The sequence below is a fragment of the Marinobacter sp. genome (assembly GCF_965229985.1).
Classification (GTDB): domain Bacteria; phylum Pseudomonadota; class Gammaproteobacteria; order Pseudomonadales; family Oleiphilaceae; genus Marinobacter.
In genome coordinates, this window is record NZ_OZ245935.1 from 2,183,649 (window position 1) to 2,200,035 (window position 16,387).

At 54.6% G+C, this 16,387-nt stretch carries 9 protein-coding genes; 1 reads left to right on the plus strand and 8 read right to left on the minus strand.

Annotated elements, in window-relative coordinates; translation table 11 throughout:
• Positions 1-17 precede the first annotated feature (17 nt).
• From ACO06L_RS10050 to ACO06L_RS10060, 3 genes are read right to left on the minus strand one after another with little or no spacing between them, the layout of a single operon-like run.
• Entirely contained in the window at positions 18-3,215 is a 3,198-nt protein-coding gene (locus tag ACO06L_RS10050; protein ID WP_202348520.1) for an efflux RND transporter permease subunit, read from the minus strand.
• A gap of 14 nt (positions 3,216-3,229) precedes the next feature.
• A complete protein-coding gene (locus ACO06L_RS10055) occupies positions 3,230-4,477 on the minus strand; it encodes an efflux RND transporter periplasmic adaptor subunit (RefSeq protein WP_014575745.1) in 1,248 nt (415 codons plus the stop codon).
• 24 nt (positions 4,478-4,501) lie between these two features.
• Entirely contained in the window at positions 4,502-5,722 is a 1,221-nt protein-coding gene (locus tag ACO06L_RS10060) for a TolC family protein (protein ID WP_014575744.1), read from the minus strand.
• A gap of 414 nt (positions 5,723-6,136) precedes the next feature.
• On the opposite strand from ACO06L_RS10060, the gene ACO06L_RS10065 reads away from it, so the two are divergent.
• Positions 6,137-8,278 carry a TonB-dependent receptor family protein gene (locus tag ACO06L_RS10065; protein ID WP_041644863.1) on the plus strand — a complete coding sequence of 714 codons (2,142 nt, stop codon included), beginning with the start codon at positions 6,137-6,139 and terminating at the stop codon, positions 8,276-8,278.
• 424 nt (positions 8,279-8,702) lie between these two features.
• Here the strand turns inward: ACO06L_RS10065 and ACO06L_RS10070 are convergent, their stop codons facing one another.
• The 5 genes from ACO06L_RS10070 to ACO06L_RS10090 all read right to left on the minus strand — a co-directional run bounded on the left by ACO06L_RS10070 (position 8,703) and on the right by ACO06L_RS10090 (position 16,299).
• A complete protein-coding gene (locus ACO06L_RS10070) occupies positions 8,703-9,047 on the minus strand; it encodes a P-II family nitrogen regulator (RefSeq protein ID WP_014575742.1) in 345 nt (114 codons plus the stop codon).
• Between the two features lie 17 nt (positions 9,048-9,064).
• Entirely contained in the window at positions 9,065-12,172 is a 3,108-nt protein-coding gene (locus ACO06L_RS10075; RefSeq protein ID WP_014575741.1) for an efflux RND transporter permease subunit, read from the minus strand.
• Positions 12,173-12,186: 14 nt separating this feature from the next.
• The gene (locus ACO06L_RS10080) at positions 12,187-13,371 is read right to left on the minus strand and encodes an efflux RND transporter periplasmic adaptor subunit (protein ID WP_014575740.1); all 1,185 of its coding nucleotides are present in this window, start codon (positions 13,369-13,371) and stop codon (positions 12,187-12,189) included.
• 49 nt (positions 13,372-13,420) lie between these two features.
• Positions 13,421-14,722 (minus strand): TolC family protein, encoded by a 1,302-nt coding sequence (locus ACO06L_RS10085; RefSeq protein ID WP_041644862.1) that lies wholly within the window; start codon positions 14,720-14,722, stop codon positions 13,421-13,423.
• Between the two features lie 326 nt (positions 14,723-15,048).
• Positions 15,049-16,299: a DcaP family trimeric outer membrane transporter gene (locus tag ACO06L_RS10090; RefSeq protein ID WP_014575737.1), complete on the minus strand. Its 1,251-nt coding sequence runs from the start codon at positions 16,297-16,299 to the stop codon at positions 15,049-15,051.
• Positions 16,300-16,387: the final 88 nt, after the last annotated feature.

The following is a 16,387-nucleotide window of genomic DNA, read 5'->3' on the forward strand; positions in this document are numbered from 1 at the left end:
GTATTTCCACCTCTCTTCTACCGTTGCATATCATCGAGTTTAGCCCTTGAGAAGCGCGTGAATAGAGCCGGCAAAACAAAAAGCGTTAGGAAAGTCGCAGTCACGAGACCACCTACAATCACGCTGGCCAATGGCTTCTGGATTTCCGCACCCACGCCCGTCGACAATAGCATCGGTATCAAACCGAGTGCCGAGGTTATTGCTGTCATCAAGACAGGACGCAAACGGGAGACGGCACCTTCAAACACCGCAGTATCCACGTTCAACCCATCCTGTATTCGCTGATTGATGCTTTCGACCATTACGACCCCGTTAAGCACCGCCACACCAAACAGTGTGATAAATCCAACGGAACTGGGCACCGAAAGATACTGGCCGGAGATCCAGAGTGAAAAGACACCACCAATAACGGCAAGCGGCACGTTGACCAGAATCAACAGCGCTTGACCAACCGAACTGAAAGCAAAGTACAGCAACAGCGCGATCAGGCCCAGAGATACAGGTACCACAATGGTCAATCGCTTCTGAGCTCGTTGCTGGTTTTCAAACTGACCACCAATATCCACCGAATAGCCGGGGGGAAGGTTCACTTCTGTCGCGATGGTATCCTGAATATCGGCAACCACACTGCCCATGTCACGACCCTGCACATTAGACTGAATGACCACACGGCGCTGAACGTCATCGCGGCGCACCTGAGGCGGGCCGGACTCAATAGATACATCGGCCACATCACCGAGTCTCACCCAGGCTCCGGACGGCGCCTGTAACCTGAAATCGGCAATGGCATCCCGGTCTTCCCGGAAACGTTTGGCCAGACGCACATAGATATCGTACCGCTCATTTCCGTTGATGATCTGGCCCGCGGCGGCACCACCCAGTCCATCCCGGACGACACTCATCACATCAGACACGGCAAGTCCGTACCGGGAGAGTGCCTGACGGTCAGGCTGAACCACCAACTGCGCTTCACCAGCAATCTGCTCCATGGCCACGTCTCGTGTTCCCTGAACTGTTCGGACCGCCGCTTCAATCTGCTGGCCTTTCTCCGCCAGTACGTCGAGATCCGGGCCAAAGAGCTTGATGGCCAACTGCGCACGAACACCTGACAACAATTCATCAACCCGAGTCGCGATAGGCTGAGAAAAGTTAAACAGTAGCCCCGGGTGCTGTTCGAGCTTCTCCTCAAACAGGGCCTGCAATTCATAGCGATTACTGGCGCTGGTCCACTCCGAAGTTGGTTTTAAGCCAATATAGATCTCTATATTGTTAACGGGCTCCGGGTCGCCACCTATTTCTGCTCGGCCAGCCCGGGAGAGAGCGTAAGTCACTTCTGGAAACTCCATCAACATGGCTTCCAATTTTGGCGCAACTTCAAGCGCCGTATCAAGGCTTGATGAAGGGGCCAGCGTAACCCGGAGGTTGATCGTTCCCTCTTCCAGCTCAGGGACAAACTCAGTGCCGAGTCGAGGCACGACCAGAGCCGCCAGCACAACAAGAACAGCAGCAGCACCGACAACAGATCTGGTGTGTTTCAGCGACCAGTCAAGGCCCTTGCGGTAGAACTTCTCAAGAGGTTTTAAAACGAAGCTTTCCCGCTCCCGAATACCCTTGCGAAACATAAACGAAGCCAACGCAGGCACAACCACCAGAGCGACGATCACAGCGGACACAATGGCCAGCATGATGCTGATCGCCATTGGCTGGAAAAGCTTGGCTTCCACACCTTCAAAACTGAACAGAGGCATGAAAACGACCAGAATAATCGCCGTCGCGAAAAAGATGGGGCGCGCCACTTCCCGGCCTGCTTCCTGCAGTCGAAGCGCAATGCCATGGTCATCGTGTGACGCGTCCAACGGATCGGGGTCGTTTTCAACCAGTTCATCCCGATGGGCGTCATGCTCAGCATCCGGATGCGTCAGATGTTTGAACATGTTCTCGACCATAACAACAGAGCCGTCCACCAGCATGCCAATTGCCACAGCAATGCCGCCCAGAGACATCAAGTTGGCCGAGAGACCGAACCAGGCCATGATCATCAGCGCAATACCGATAGAAATCGGTATAGAAAGCAGCACGAGCGTTGTTGCCCGAAGATTCATCAGAAACAGGGCAAGCACGATCGCAATAAACACAAAAGCCAACAGAAGTGCATTGGTCACCGTCTCTACGGCCTTGGTTACCAAATCCGCCTGGTTGTAATAGGGCTCAAAACGAACCCCACTCGGAAGCGCCTGATTTATGCGATCAATGCGGGCCTCGATGCCGTCGATGGTGGCTTTTGTATTGGCCCCCATTCGTTTGAGTACAATGCCAGAAACCACTTCACCCAGTTGTTCAACCTGACCGTCTTCATCCTTCCGGGTCATGGTCACCGCACCCTGGCGAATTTCAGTGCCCAGCGCTACCTGGGCGACATCGCTCACCGTCACTGTAATGCCATCACTGGTTTTAACGGGCACTTGACGGATCTGCTCCAGCCCCTGCTCGCCATTACCCAGCCAGCCCATACCGCGAATAACCAATTGCTCCTGTCCACGGCCCATATACCAGCCCCCAACATTGGAGTTGTTGTTCTCCAGGGCGTCCATGACGTCGTTCTGTGATAAGTCATAGGACAGCATTCGCGCCGGGTTCAGATTGACCTGGTACTGGCGGACCTCTCCGCCAAACGACAGAATCTCTGTTACCCCTTCAGCAGGTATCAGCAACAGCTTGACCAGCCAGTCGTGCAAGCTGCGTAATTCCATTGCGTCGTACCCCGAATCCGGGTCCGCTATCAACAAGTACTGGTAGACTTGGCCGAGACCGGACGTATTCGGGCCCATTTCAGGCACCCCGACCCCGTCCGGAATCAGCTCCCGCGCGGCCTGCAACCGCTCGAACACCAGTTGACGCGCGAAATAGATATCCGTGCCCTCTTTAAAGACCACGGTGACACCGGACAACCCGGTTTTGGAAATGGATCGAACCTCCTCAACATCCGGCAACGCATACATCACCGCTTCAATGGGATAGGTGATCAGCTGCTCGACCTCCTCAGCCGCAAGTCCGGGCGCCTCTGTGTTAACAGCGACCTGGACGTTTGTAACGTCAGGGAAGGCATCAAGATTCAGTTTTGGGATCTGAAACGCGGCCGTGGCGATAAGCACTGCTAGCGCAATAAGAACCAACAGGCGGTTCTGAACCGCCCAGTCGACAACTCGGTTGAACATAATGGCTCCCGGAATCAGTGGTTGTGTGGGTCAAAGCCGCCTTTGGCAATTTCAGAGGCCACAAAAAATGCGCCCCGCGAAACAATCCGCTGGCCTGCAGTCAGGCCGGAAATTTCACGGAGTCCGCCAATTGAGCGGCCCAGTTCCACTTCCACAGGCTCATACTCCCCTTCAGCCTCTTCCACATAGACCGTCCAGTCGCCATCGGCCCCTCGCATCAAGGCGCTCTCCGGCACCGCAAGTACCGGCTCCTTGGTTTTAAAAAGGAAATACACATCTGCAAACATTCCGGGATGAAAACGATCTTCAGGATTGTCCAGCTCCAACCGAACAATCCGCGTGCGGGTCACAGCGTCAATGGTATGAGCTTCTTGGGATACCGTTGCCACAGCTACACGACCTGCAACTCTTACTTCCGCTTCTGCTCCTTGCTTAAGGACAATGTCGGAGTTTGCTGGCAGGTGAGCCTCTACCCAAAGTTCGCTTTCATTAGCCAGAGTCACCAGCGGTTGGCCTGCCTCAACTCTTTGTCCTTGCTCAAACTCATCGGTCAGCACTGCGCCGTCCACGCGAGCCCTGAGCGTGTATTCACCGAGACTACCTACGCCGCTGGCCTTCAACGCACCAATGTCATCATCGTTTAGTCCATAAGCAAGCAGAGTCGCCCTCGCCGCTTCAATATTGGCTTTCGCGGTATTGAACCGTTGATCACCCACCACGGAACGACCCAGCCCGCTGATTCGCTCCCATTCAGGAAAAGCCTTCCTGTAATCAGCCTGCGCCTGTGCCACCGTCTCACTGAACAGGGTTACCAGCGGCTGACCTTTGGTTACGTGCTCACCCAATTCCACGTGACGTCTCAACACCACCGAGGCAACTCGGGGGGACACGTGATAGCTGGTATAGCCGTTGGTCAGCAGCTCACCGGGAGCGTAAATTTCATAGTCAACGCGCTTGCTCTCGAGGGTTGCTACTTCAATGCCGGCAAGCTCTTTTTGTTTGGCATTGATGCTTGCGGAGGTTGCTTCTTCATGACCACCATCGCTCTCCTCTTCGTGGCCATGACCTTCTTCTTCATGCTCACGTTCTTCAGCATGTCCGCCCTCATGCTCATCCTCTTCACCGGTGCCTTCTCGATGATCGTCGCCACCGGCGGCATGATCGTGGCCCGCCTCGTTATGAGCATCTTCCTCGGCCTGCACCAGTGAAGGGGGAGCTATAAACAGCGTCAAAACAAATACTGAAATCAGAGTTTTTTTCATGATGAATATCCAGTTTCCAGAATATTATTGGAAGGGGGTGATCAGTTCGCCAGACTGGCTCAAGAGCTCAATCAGGCCCAGCTGCGCCAGCTTTTCCAGTTCAATACCGGTTTTCAGACTCTCCGCGCGCTGGCCCAGCGCCTGGAGATACTCAGAGGTGGAGAGGTCGCCGACCTGCCACTGCTTCTCAAGCAAATCGGCACTTCGCTGTACACGCCCCTGGGATAGTTCTTTCCATCGACGGAGTTGCTTGTCGTATCGCTTCCAGGAAGCGCGAGCGCCTGCCAGGTCATATTGTCGTTTCCGGTAGAGCGCCTGAAACCGCGCTTCCGCCTCCAGAGCCCGTCGATTCGCAGCCCGGGTTTCAGCGCTGTAGTTATTACGGACGTTCAGAGGGATCGAGAATGTCAGGCCAACCACGTTCTCGCCGCCGTCACGCCCTCCGCTCAGCCCTACTGTCGGCGATGCTGTGGCTTTGCGTCTGGCAACCTCTGCCTCACTTTTCAGCACCTGCCACTCGGCTCGAGCGGCAGCAATTGACGGGTGTGCCAGCAGATCAGCATCACCAATCTCGGACTCCAGCGCTGACCATATATACTCGGGGATTCCCCCATCCTGAGGCCTCCAGTCCGGCAGACGTTCTCTAACTTGAGTTTCTGCTCGATCAACTGCGGCCTTTGCCTGGGCGACTTCGCTCAACTGACGGGATAGATTTAAAAACAGAAGCTCTGCGTCGGCACGCCCCAGATCACCTGCCTGCTGGCGCTGTTCAACCTGGTCCAGCAAGGCATCCAGGCGCTGCTGTTGGGATTCAGCAATTTCCTCTAACAGCGTAGTGGTGCGCCACTCGACAAGCGCAAACAATGATTCAGACGTTTGTGTCAGGACTGCTTCGCTCAAGCCAGCTTGCGCAGAAAGCCTGATCAGCTTTGCCTTCTCCTTTAATGCGCCCTGTTGATCAGACCAATCGATCGTTTGTGACAGCCCTGCCTCAAAGTTATTCTCACTGCCCGTTCTGTCTGCTCCCACGGATAACTCCGGGTTATACAGCGGTTGTTCGCTTGCCTGAGCGTCCTCTTTCCGCGCTGCCGCCTGCTCTGTCGCTGCCAGTACCTCCGGGTGCTTACTTATCTGGCCTGTGAGCCAATTCGCCCAATTGACAGTCTCCGCTTGACCTAACAGAGGAATGGACAATAGTACTGAACACAGCAACGCCCGAGGCGAGTGCTTGCTTGCCTTCATCATCGTTCTCCCGAAGCAATTAGTAGCCAAAAATTATGGGCGGTAAGAAGCCCGTGACGAGGTAGGAAGTGATCGGAATCTTAAGTGTGAACTTTGAAATGAGTTTGAATTTGCAGCCTATTTTAGAAAAATCGCCTAGGGCCTGCGCGACATAAGCTTTTGACCTGCCATGTTTTGAACCGGTTCATCGCCCGACTGGCCAGCAGGTCAACCGGGGCGCCAGGATGGCTCACGGCATAACCCTCAGACCGAGTAATCAGGGAAAGGCTGTTAACCGTTTTCAGCCTGGTGACACCTTCCCGCACCATGAGCATTGACTATTGACTCGATAGTTACAGAGCCGTAAAGTTTATAGACAGAAATGCGAATTGTTTGCACCTGCATTACCACCAGCAAATGATAACGGAGAATAACCACATGTTTAAACCTTGCCGACTATCACTGGCCGTGGCAATCAGCCTTGCCCCGGGTCTGAACTGGGCCGCCGGAGATAACCAGCCCCAGATGCTTGAACCCATGGAAATCATTGGCGATGCTTCTGCCGTCCAGACCTTGCCAGGGTCAGGCTACGTTGTTGGTGAGCAGCAGATGAAAACCGAAGTTGAGACCGACATCAACCAGGTACTGAAAACCGTTCCGGGTGTCTATGTGCGGGAAGAGGAAGGCCTGGGTCTGCGACCTAACATCGGCATCCGCGGCGCCACGGCCGAGCGCAGCAGCAATGTCACCCTGATGGAAGATGGCATTCTTATCGCACCGGCGCCCTACTCCAATCCGGCCGCCTATTATTTCCCGACGCTGAAGCGGATGTCCTCGCTGGAAGTGCTCAAGGGTGCCCCGCTGCTGCGCTATGGCCCGCAAACCACCGGTGGTGTCGTCAACCTGATTTCCACACCCATTCCCGATCAGCGGCAGGGCTATATTGAGTCCGTCACCAACGACCGCGGCTCCACCGACGTTCATGTAACCTACGGTGACACGGCCGGCGACTGGGGCTACCTGCTTGAGACCGTCCAGCGCTCCGCGAAAGGCTTCAAGGAAATTGACCGCAGCAACCGCGATACCGGCTTTGATATCGAAGACTATGTCGGCAAACTACGCTGGCAGGGAGAGCGCCAGAGCGTGACCGCCAAGCTGCAATACTCCGAGGAAACCTCCAACTCCAGTTACCTCGGCCTGACCGATGCGGACTTCAGCCAGGATCCGAACCGGCGTTACGGGTTGTCCAGCATCGACCAGATGAACAATACCCACTCCGGTATCAGCCTGACCCATCAGTTCGATTGGAGTAACACCGTAAGCAGCACGGCCACCCTCTATCGCAACGACTTCAAGCGGAACTGGTTCAAGCTCAGCGGCGGCGGAAGCATCATCGACTCGGCAAACGGCGGCGACGCCAATGCCCAGGGTATTCTGGACGGCACAGTTGATGCCAGCGGTCTGGATTACAAAAACAACGCCAGGGACTACCTGTCCGAGGGCGTGCAGGTAAACTTTGATGTCGACATGGGCAGCCACCAGTTTGATTTCGGCGCCCGCTACCACGAAGATGAAATGGATCGTTTCCAGCCAGTCGATGTTTATGACCAGGTCAACGGCTCTCTGGTGTTCCAGAACACTGTCGCCCCCACGGGCAGCAATAATCGCTTTGAGACCGGCGAGGCCCTGAGCTTCTGGGCGCTCGACACCTGGCAGGCGACGGACAAGCTCAGCGTTAACCTCGCCCTGCGCTACGAGGATGTGAAAACCGGTCGCACCCAATACGCGGATCCCGGCCGCACAACCATCGACAGCACCCGCGCCAATGAGAGTGCTGAACTCCTGCCCGGCACTTCCTTTACCTATGACCTATCCCAAAGCTGGCAGGTTCTGGGTGGCGTACACCGGGGTTTCTCACCTCTCGGGGGTGGTGCCAAGGCAAACGAAGAGCCGGAAACCAGCAAGAACTGGGAGGCCGGCCTCAGGTACTTTGGCAATGCGTTCTTCGCGGAAATGATCGGCTTCTACAGCGACTTCTCCAACAAGGCCGAAAACTGTTCCGTGGGATCGCCGTGCAGCAATGGCGCCACCTCTGGCAGTTTTGTAACCGGCGAGGCTGAAATTTCCGGTGTTGAGTTCCAGCTCCAGACCGGCACGCGGGCGGGCGAGTTCTACCTTCCGGTTAGCCTTACCTACACCTTTACCCAAGCGGAAATCAGCAAGGACAATGCTGCCTCGGGCCTGACAAAAGGTGAGCAGCTCAAAGACGTACCTGAAAACCAGATGAGCTTCCGGACAGGCATGGAACACCCAAGTGGCTGGGACAACTACCTTGTGGCCACCTACGTCGATGAAATGTGCGTCAGCGCAGGTTGCAACAACACCGCCACGAAACTGGACGAGACCGAGTCCCTGTTCCTGGTTGATTTCATCAGCCGCTACGCACTGACCGCCAGTGCGGATGTCTTCCTGAAAGTGGACAATGTGTTCGATGAGCAGCAAATTGTCTCACGTTTGCCCGATGGCGCCATGGCAAACCTACCACGCACCGCTTCATTGGGGATAAGCGTCAACTTCTGACGAACAACCGGATGGCGCCTGATTTCCGGGTGGCTTCGCGTTTACGTCACGACAGCAAAGAGCCCGAGGCTGGGGCTCAGATTGCTGATAAACCCTCGTCATTACGGCGGGGGTTTGTTGTAGTTGGAGCCTCGACTTTTTAGAGACTGACCCATTCTCAAAGCGCCGCTTCCGCCGCAACACGAACATGAAGTGGTCGGCCGGCGCAACTCGCCGCTCAATCCACGGACGATGCTAAAGTTACTGATTTATGCCTACGCCACCATTGTCTTCTCTTCGCGCAAGATCAAACAAGCAATTTGAGCTTTTCGACTCGTTGCGGGCGGCCTAGGCGAGGTCTGAAATCTTTCAGCCGGGAATGGAGCTGTGATGGCGGCTCGCGCGACCAGCACAGCCGCGATGCCACCATCCAGCTTAAATAGAACTAGCTTGAAGTGGGTTGAAGTGCGCTTTCGTTGGCCGCACCATCCTCGATGCGAACAGCCCGAACCAGGCGGGATACCAGTACCTTGCCGTCCCCCGGGTGTCCATCCCGGGTCCTGCTCGTTCGCACAATGATGTCCACAACTTCATCGGCAACAGTTTCGGTCGCTACATCTACTTCCAGCTTGACCATCTTCACTTTCTCCAGAGGCGACTCATCACCGACCAGATGGCCAAATTCGTTGAGAGACACGACGGCAATGCTTGCCACTCCTTGGACTTTTGCTAGAGCATCAACCACATGCTCCGCCATCACCTCTCTGACATAAGCCTTTATTTCGTACATAAACCTTCTCCTGCCTATCAGACTTCAACGTCACGACGTTCGGATGCAAACCACTGGTACACACTGGGCAACACCACCAGCGTCAGCAGCGTTGAGGTGATCAGACCGCCAACCACAACCGTCGCCAGCGGCCGTTGGACATTGGAACCAATACCGTCGGCCAGCAACAAGGGAATCAGCCCCAGAATAGCCACCGAGGCTGTCATCAGAACCGGCCGCAAACGGCGTTGAGCACCCAGCTTGACTGCTTCAATGACTTCGTAGCCTTCGTCCCGCAACTGATTGATGTAGCTCACCATCACCACACCGTTCAGTACGGCTACGCCAAACACAGCGATGAACCCCACCGCTGCAGGCACGGAGAGGTAAAGCCCCGTCACAAAAAGCGCGACAATGCCACCAGTAACCGCAAAGGGCACATTCATGAAGATCAGCGCCGCATAGCGCAGACTGCTGAATGCGGAGAAAAGAAGCAGGAAAATAAGCGCCAGGGTAATCGGCACAACAATCGCCAGCCGCGCCATGGCCCTTTCCTGGTTCTCAAACTGACCACCGAACTCCACGAAATACCCCGGCGGCATGTCCACTTGCTTTTCAATCCGATTGCGCAAATCCTGAACAACACTGCCCATATCGCGACCACGTACGTTCATCTGCACGTACTGTCGCCGACTGGCATTGGAGCGTGAAATTTTCTTGGGTCCCGCGTACATCTCAACATCTGCCACCCGTGAAAGCGGTATCAGCTCGCCGCTGTTGCCCCTAAGGGGAAGCTTCCTGATTTCATCGATGGACCCGCGATAGGACTCTTGCAGCCGGGCGAAAATCTCAAATCGCCGGACACCGTCGAAAACCAGCCCGGCGCTTTTACCGCCAATACCGGTTTCAACCGTACTCATCAGGTTATCGATGCTGATGCCGAACTGCGCCAGCACTTCACGGTCGGGGCGAATAACGATCTGTTTTTTACCCGCACTCTGCTGCGCGCGCACATCCGTTGCACCCGGCACATCATTCGCCAGGGCCGCTACCTCCCTGCCGATCCGGCCCAACTCGTCTAGGTCATCGCCGAAAATGCTGGCAACCAGTTGCGCCTGAACGCCTGACAGGAGTTCGTCGGTTCTGAGCTGAATCGGTTGGGACAGATTGTTGGCAAGCCCCGGGACCCGTTCATCCAAAGCCTCTGCAATCCTGCTTTGGAGATCCTCATAGCTCACGTCCTCTCGCCACTGATCCAGGGGCTTCAGATTGACAAGCGTCGCGACAACGTTCACAGGTTCAGGATCACCACCCACTTCGGCACGACCGATCCTGGCATAGGTGCCGGTGACCTCTGGAAATTCATCTACAACGGACTGAATCCGTTTGCCATATTTGATGGCGGATTCAAGACTGGCTCCAGGTGGCAGTGTCGAGCGAATCTGGAACGTGCCTTCCCTGAGCGTGGGAACGAATTCGCTTCCGAGATAGGGAAAGAGCAGAAGACTGCCTGCAAAAGCAACGACGGCCACGCCCATCACAATCTTAGGGACTTTGACGACAGTATTCACCACCGGCTTGTATAACCGGTTCAGGAACAGAACCAGCTTCGGCTCCTTATGTTGCCCACCCATTTTGAATGAGAGCGAGGCCAGAACCGGCACCAATGTCAACGCGAGTAGCAGCGCACCAATCAACGCGAAGCTGATGGTGTAGGCCATGGGCGAAAACAGCTTGCCCTCAACGCCCTGCAGGGTAAACAGCGGCAAAAAAACAATGATAATGATGCCAATCGCAAACACGATCGGACGAGCCACTTCCCGAGCGGACTCACCTACAAGCCTCAAAACGCTGACCTTTTCATCGGATCGCTCCTCAAGGTGTCGGAAGATGTTCTCTATCATCACGACAGCGCCGTCCACCATCATGCCGATGCCGATAGCCAGCCCCCCCAGACTCATCAGGTTGGCCGACAGGCCCGACATGCGCATGGCAATGAACGCAAAGAGTACAGACAACGGCAATGTCGCCACCACGATCAGTGTGGAACGAACATTTCCGAGGAACAGATAGAGAAAAACCAGTACCAGAACCGAACCTTCAAGCAGTGCTTTCTCGACAGTGCCTATAGCCTTGCCCACCAAGTCTGCCTGAGAGTAATACGCTTCAATCTTCAACCCCTCTGGGAGGGACTTGTTCAGATCGTCGATTTTCGCATTGACGTCCTCAAGCACCTGACTGGTGTTGGTGCCAATCAATTTCATCACGTAACCGCCCACGGATTCCTCACCCGAGGACACCTCTGCCCCACGGCGAATCGCTGGCCCAAGCCCAACCTCCGCCACATCCTTGACGTAAATAGGGGACTCACCCTCACTCTTGGACACAATGATGTTCTGGATGTCTTCGATGCCTTCGTAACCTGAGTCGACCCAACCGTAACCGCGAACAATGTACTCTTCACCGCCTCGCGTAATGAAAGAGGCGCCGACGTTACGATTATTCTGGGTGAGAGCGCCGCGAATATCAGACACCGTCAAGTTCCTTGCCTGAAGCTCCTGCGCATCGATATTGACCTGGTATTGTTTTACCTCGCCGCCGATGGACAGGACACCGGTTACACCCGGCACGGTTCTGAGCTGTGGCTTGACAATCCAGTCTTGGATCGTGCGGATTTCCTGCAGGCTGTACTGCTCTTTATCCTCAGTTTCCAAGGAATACATCAGGATGCGCCCAAGACCGCTTGCGATGGGCCCGAGTTCGGGTTCCCCCATCCCTTCGGGAATCTGGCGCTTGGCCTCGGATAGCCGTTCGTTAACTAGCCGCCTGGCGAAGTAGATATCGGTGCCATCTTCGAAATAGATGGTCACCCGCGAAAGTCCGAAAATCGACGTGCTCTGCACTTTTTCTAACTTGGGAATTCCATACATGCTGATCTCAACGGGATAGGAAATCAGCGTTTCGATATCAACTGGCGACAAACCAGGACTGGTAGTGAACACCTGAACCATGGTCGGTGTCGCGTCCGGAAACGCATCCACCGGCAGTTTTTGAAATGAAAATATGCCGGCAACGATCACGGCGATAGCAAAAACAAGCGTCATCAAACGATTGTTCAGCGCATAATTCACAATTGCGTTGATCATGCTCCCCCCGAGTATTAGTGTCCGTGAGCGGCGCTGCGGCCACTGGCGGTAATGGCCGACATCAGATCAAAAGCGCCCACTGAAACCACTTCCGTGTTTGCGCTGATGCCGGACTTAATCTCTATCCAGTCGTTAGCCTCCTTGCCAAGAGTGACTGGAACCGCCTTGTAGGCTCCCCTTTCATTACCCGGAACAAATACAACGGACTCGTCATCGATGGTTTGCACGGCATCGTGTGGAACCAGGGGCAGTGATGCCGCCGATTCAGTCATGATTCTGGCCGTGGCGTAGGTATTTGGACGAAGGTCGCCGTTGGGGGATTCGAGTACAACGCGAACCGGAATGGTGCGGGTTTCCTCATCAAGCTCATTTGAGATCCAAGACACTTCTCCGGTGTGAAAGCGGTCTTCAACCGACTTTGAGAAGACCTGAACTTCATCTCCGACGGATACCCTGCCAATGTCAGTTTCGGCAACTTGCAACATCACCCACACCACAGAGGTATCAGCCACGGTAAAGGGCGTATCTGAAGAGCTTAAGGTTTGGCCCAACCTGGCATCCATGCGCTCAATACGCCCCTGAATAGGAGAACGGAGCGCGTACTGTGCGAGACTGCTATCAGCGCCTGACGAATCACTGCCAAAAACCGCCAGTTGCTCACGAATTGAATCGTACTCCGCTGTAATTTCAAGATAAGCAGCCTTGGCGTCCAGGAACTCTTCTTCGCTGGTGAAGCTTTCACTCCGCAATTGCTTTTCTCGCTGATACTCCGCAGTCGCGGCTTCTTTCCGAGCTTTCAACGAGTTTAGGCGAGAACGAATGCGAGCCAACTCAACGCTGTTCAGCGCGGCCAACAACTGGCCTTTTTCAACCTGGTCCCCAAGATCAACAGCCAGTCTCGTAAGCTTTCCCTGCAGGAGCGGCCCTACCTCAGCGACGCGATCCGGAACGTAATGAACTTCAGCTGGCGCAGTCACGATATTGTCAGCTCGGCCTCGGGGCACCGTTACAGTCTGCACGGAAAGCAACTCCCTCTGCTCTGGGGTGAGATGAACTTCGCGGGCCTCACTGCCTTCAGCCGAGTGCCCAGCCTCACCCTTTTGGTGCTGCCCTCCTTCGGCTTCCTCGGCGCCGTGCGCCAGTGGCTGATAGACCAGAAAACTGATCGCGACAAACATTATCTGCATATTTCGAATCATCTAAACACCTTCGATATAAGAGAACGTTCAACCATTAATTTTCTTGCCATCAGGAACCGGATGACATTGAAAGGGCACCACCGGTGCTCACTTCCAACGCCCGGACGGCATCGATATAGTCGTGTTGCACTTGGACATATTCCTTCCTCACCGACAAAAGATTGTCCTGGGCAGCTAGGACATCGGAGGCATCGACTTTTCCCGCTTGAAGAGCTTTCTGCATCAGTTGCAGCGTTTCCTCCGAACGTTCGAGAATCGACTCGTTCATCTGGCGCAGTCTGCGTACGGCGGATTCGTACTGAGCTACAGCAGACACGACCTGGCGTTCAGTCGCCAAACGCAGCGCTTCGGCCTCAAGCTCGGAGATTTTCAACTGAGCCGAGGCCTTCCTTTTTTCACCGGAATAGTCATGAAACACGGTCAGAGGCATCGACACACCCGCACCAAAAAGGTTGGATCTTTCCTCCCGCTCGTAGAACCCGAACACTTTCAGGTTCGGAATCGTTAGACTCTTGGCCAGTTTCAGGCCGGACTCATTCGCAGCAATTCTGGCTGCTGCCGCCTTCAGATCCCCTCTCTGGCGCTGAGCCATCGCGACCAGGCGATTAGTTGGTGGCAAGTTGGCACGAGCTACATTGAGCTCTCCCAAGACCTCTACCGCATCAGAGGGGGACACCCCAAGAACTTCCGTCAGGTCAATTTTTGATTGCCTAAGCTTTTGCTCCGCTTCGGCCTTCTGGTTCTTAGCTCTTGCCAAGCCAATGACAGCGGTATTGAGGTCAATTCGGGTCTGTTTGCCCCGCTCAACGGACACCTCAACCAGCTCTTTGGTTCGCCGCATTAGCTCAACGGTGCGGCTTGCCGTTTCCAGCTCTTTCTGTGCAAGCAGAATCTTGAAGTAGGCCGACCGCACTCGGGCCTTGGTCGCCACCTTCAGGTATTCAAGTTCCTGCTGTTGAGAAGTGAGAGTGCTCTGAGCACGCGACTGACCGAGATCGCCCCGATTGCCCATCCAGACTTCCTGAGTGACCCGAACCTCGTAATTCAGTGCCTGATCCGCCTGATCTGGATTGTCACGGCCACTCAGCTCAAGCTCAGGGTTGCTGGGCGCCCAGCGGCTGGCATGATCGAGGTCAGCTTCCTGCATGGACACCGCAGCCCGCCTCAAAGCCAACACCGGGCTATTCTCAAATGCCATTACCATTGCCTCATTCAAGGAGACAGCCTGGCTGGCCTTGGCTTGCTGGTACTCCTTGAGTGAAACGCTCTCCCCGGTGGTGGCTGCCGCCGAAGGCATGACGTTCAAGACTCCGGGTACTATCAGCACCCACAACAACAGTCGTTTGTTCATTCAATATCATCCTGGCTATTTGACTGAGATACATGAATCAGCGTTTTCGCCGTAAATTCCAAGACGACCTTACAGACAAACCTTTAAATCAGTCTGAATGCCGCTCCATAAGAGCTACATTGCGACTGAACGGACATTACTAGCGAACTTTTGGATTAAATGCCGAGGGCAGGTCGAATCGACGAGACAATGGCAGGGATAACGTCGTAAAAGGAGGAGAGGTGAAAGAGCCCCTGACGGCATCGCGTGTAAGTGAACAATAACGTACGACGGGCCTACTGAGGCCCGTCGTGGGGTCCAACTATGTGAAGCAATGTAATAATGAATTAAAAGCTAAACTGCGCAGCCAACTGAAGACGGGTGTTGTCAGCTGACTCACCGTTTGCAAGTTCTTTGTTGGCGTACGACAGCTCAACCCCTACAGTCACCGGATCAGCTACTTGGTAGAAGTTGCTGAAGTAAGCGCTCTCTAGGGTTTGGAAAGAGTTTGGAAAGAGAGTCTCGTCCTGATCACCCTCTAAAAACCCATAGGCCACACTCGTGGTGAATTTTGGCGTCCACTTATGGCTCGCCGCCACGTTGAAGCCGTAAGCCTCGATAGTTTCGAGATCACCATCGGAAGTTATATATGCCTCACCGATGCCAGTCCGACTCGCAGTGCTGTCGTTGTTACTGTACGAGCTGTAAAGATAACGACCTACACCATCACCCAAAACAACTCCGGCCATGAGCGAGGTTTCTGAAGTGACGTTGAGTCGACCAGCCGCCATGACGCCATATCCAAACGCAGCGTCGTCACCTGTAGCACTGACGTCGTCGGTCTTGAGAGAACGGGCCAGGCCAGCAACCTCAAATCCACCACCAGACCCTGCCCACTTGTAACGGGCGGTAAGGTCAGGAACGGTATCACGTGAACCTTCAAACCCACTGGTTTCAGGGTTTTCAGCTGACACCGAGAACTGTCCGTCACCTATTCCCATCGTGTAACGAATCTGTGCCTGACGAATAAAGCTCACACCTACCGGCCCATTAAAGTCCAGTGTGGTCGGGTAAGCCGTAAAGTGCATAAAGTTACTCCACGTCTGACCCGCAAGCCAGCCGTTGAGCTCGCCATAGGCGTGACGAATACGAAGCCCCCGTGAATTGGAGAACAGTTCGTTGCCACCACCGCCGTAGAAGTCTGCCTCAACAACCGTCTTGGCTTCTCCAATATCGGTCGGGGTACTGGTTCCGAGACGCACTCGTGATTGACGGGCATGCGCTCTCAAAGAGCTATCACCATCCTCTACGGATGTATCGAGAACACTCGGGTCGTGCAAGTCACCGATATCCTGGTCTGTGTCGTAAATCATATCCAATTTTACGTAACCACCAATCGTAACCGAAGTGTTAGTGCCGGGCAGCAACCACCCCTTGGAATCATTGGTCCCCGCCATCTGATCCACCTGACTGCGCAAGTCATTGATCTGCTTTTGAAGTTCCGCAGTTGATTGCGCCAAAGCAGATGGGACCACCAGGCCCATGGTTGATATCGCAAGTGTTGCTCTTATCGCTAACCTGAGTTTTTTAGTTTGCATTATAAATCAGTCTCCGTGAGCTTTCGTTATAAGATCCCCTACCGGCGATCGACACCTCATAAACCAAACGCGAAGGCGCTTCGGTTAC

Coding starts and splice junctions, on each gene's coding strand:
- ACO06L_RS10065 (WP_041644863.1), top strand. CDS start 6,137: ATGTTTAAACCTTGCCGACTATCACTGGCCGTGGCAATCAGCCTTGCC.
- ACO06L_RS10055 (WP_014575745.1), bottom strand. CDS start 4,477: ATGAAAAAAACTCTGATTTCAGTATTTGTTTTGACGCTGTTTATAGCT.
- ACO06L_RS10060 (WP_014575744.1), bottom strand. CDS start 5,722: ATGATGAAGGCAAGCAAGCACTCGCCTCGGGCGTTGCTGTGTTCAGTA.
- ACO06L_RS10090 (WP_014575737.1), bottom strand. CDS start 16,299: ATGCAAACTAAAAAACTCAGGTTAGCGATAAGAGCAACACTTGCGATA.
- ACO06L_RS10070 (WP_014575742.1), bottom strand. CDS start 9,047: ATGTACGAAATAAAGGCTTATGTCAGAGAGGTGATGGCGGAGCATGTG.
- ACO06L_RS10080 (WP_014575740.1), bottom strand. CDS start 13,371: ATGATTCGAAATATGCAGATAATGTTTGTCGCGATCAGTTTTCTGGTC.
- ACO06L_RS10085 (WP_041644862.1), bottom strand. CDS start 14,722: ATGAACAAACGACTGTTGTTGTGGGTGCTGATAGTACCCGGAGTCTTG.
- ACO06L_RS10075 (WP_014575741.1), bottom strand. CDS start 12,172: ATGATCAACGCAATTGTGAATTATGCGCTGAACAATCGTTTGATGACG.
- ACO06L_RS10050 (WP_202348520.1), bottom strand. CDS start 3,215: ATGTTCAACCGAGTTGTCGACTGGGCGGTTCAGAACCGCCTGTTGGTT.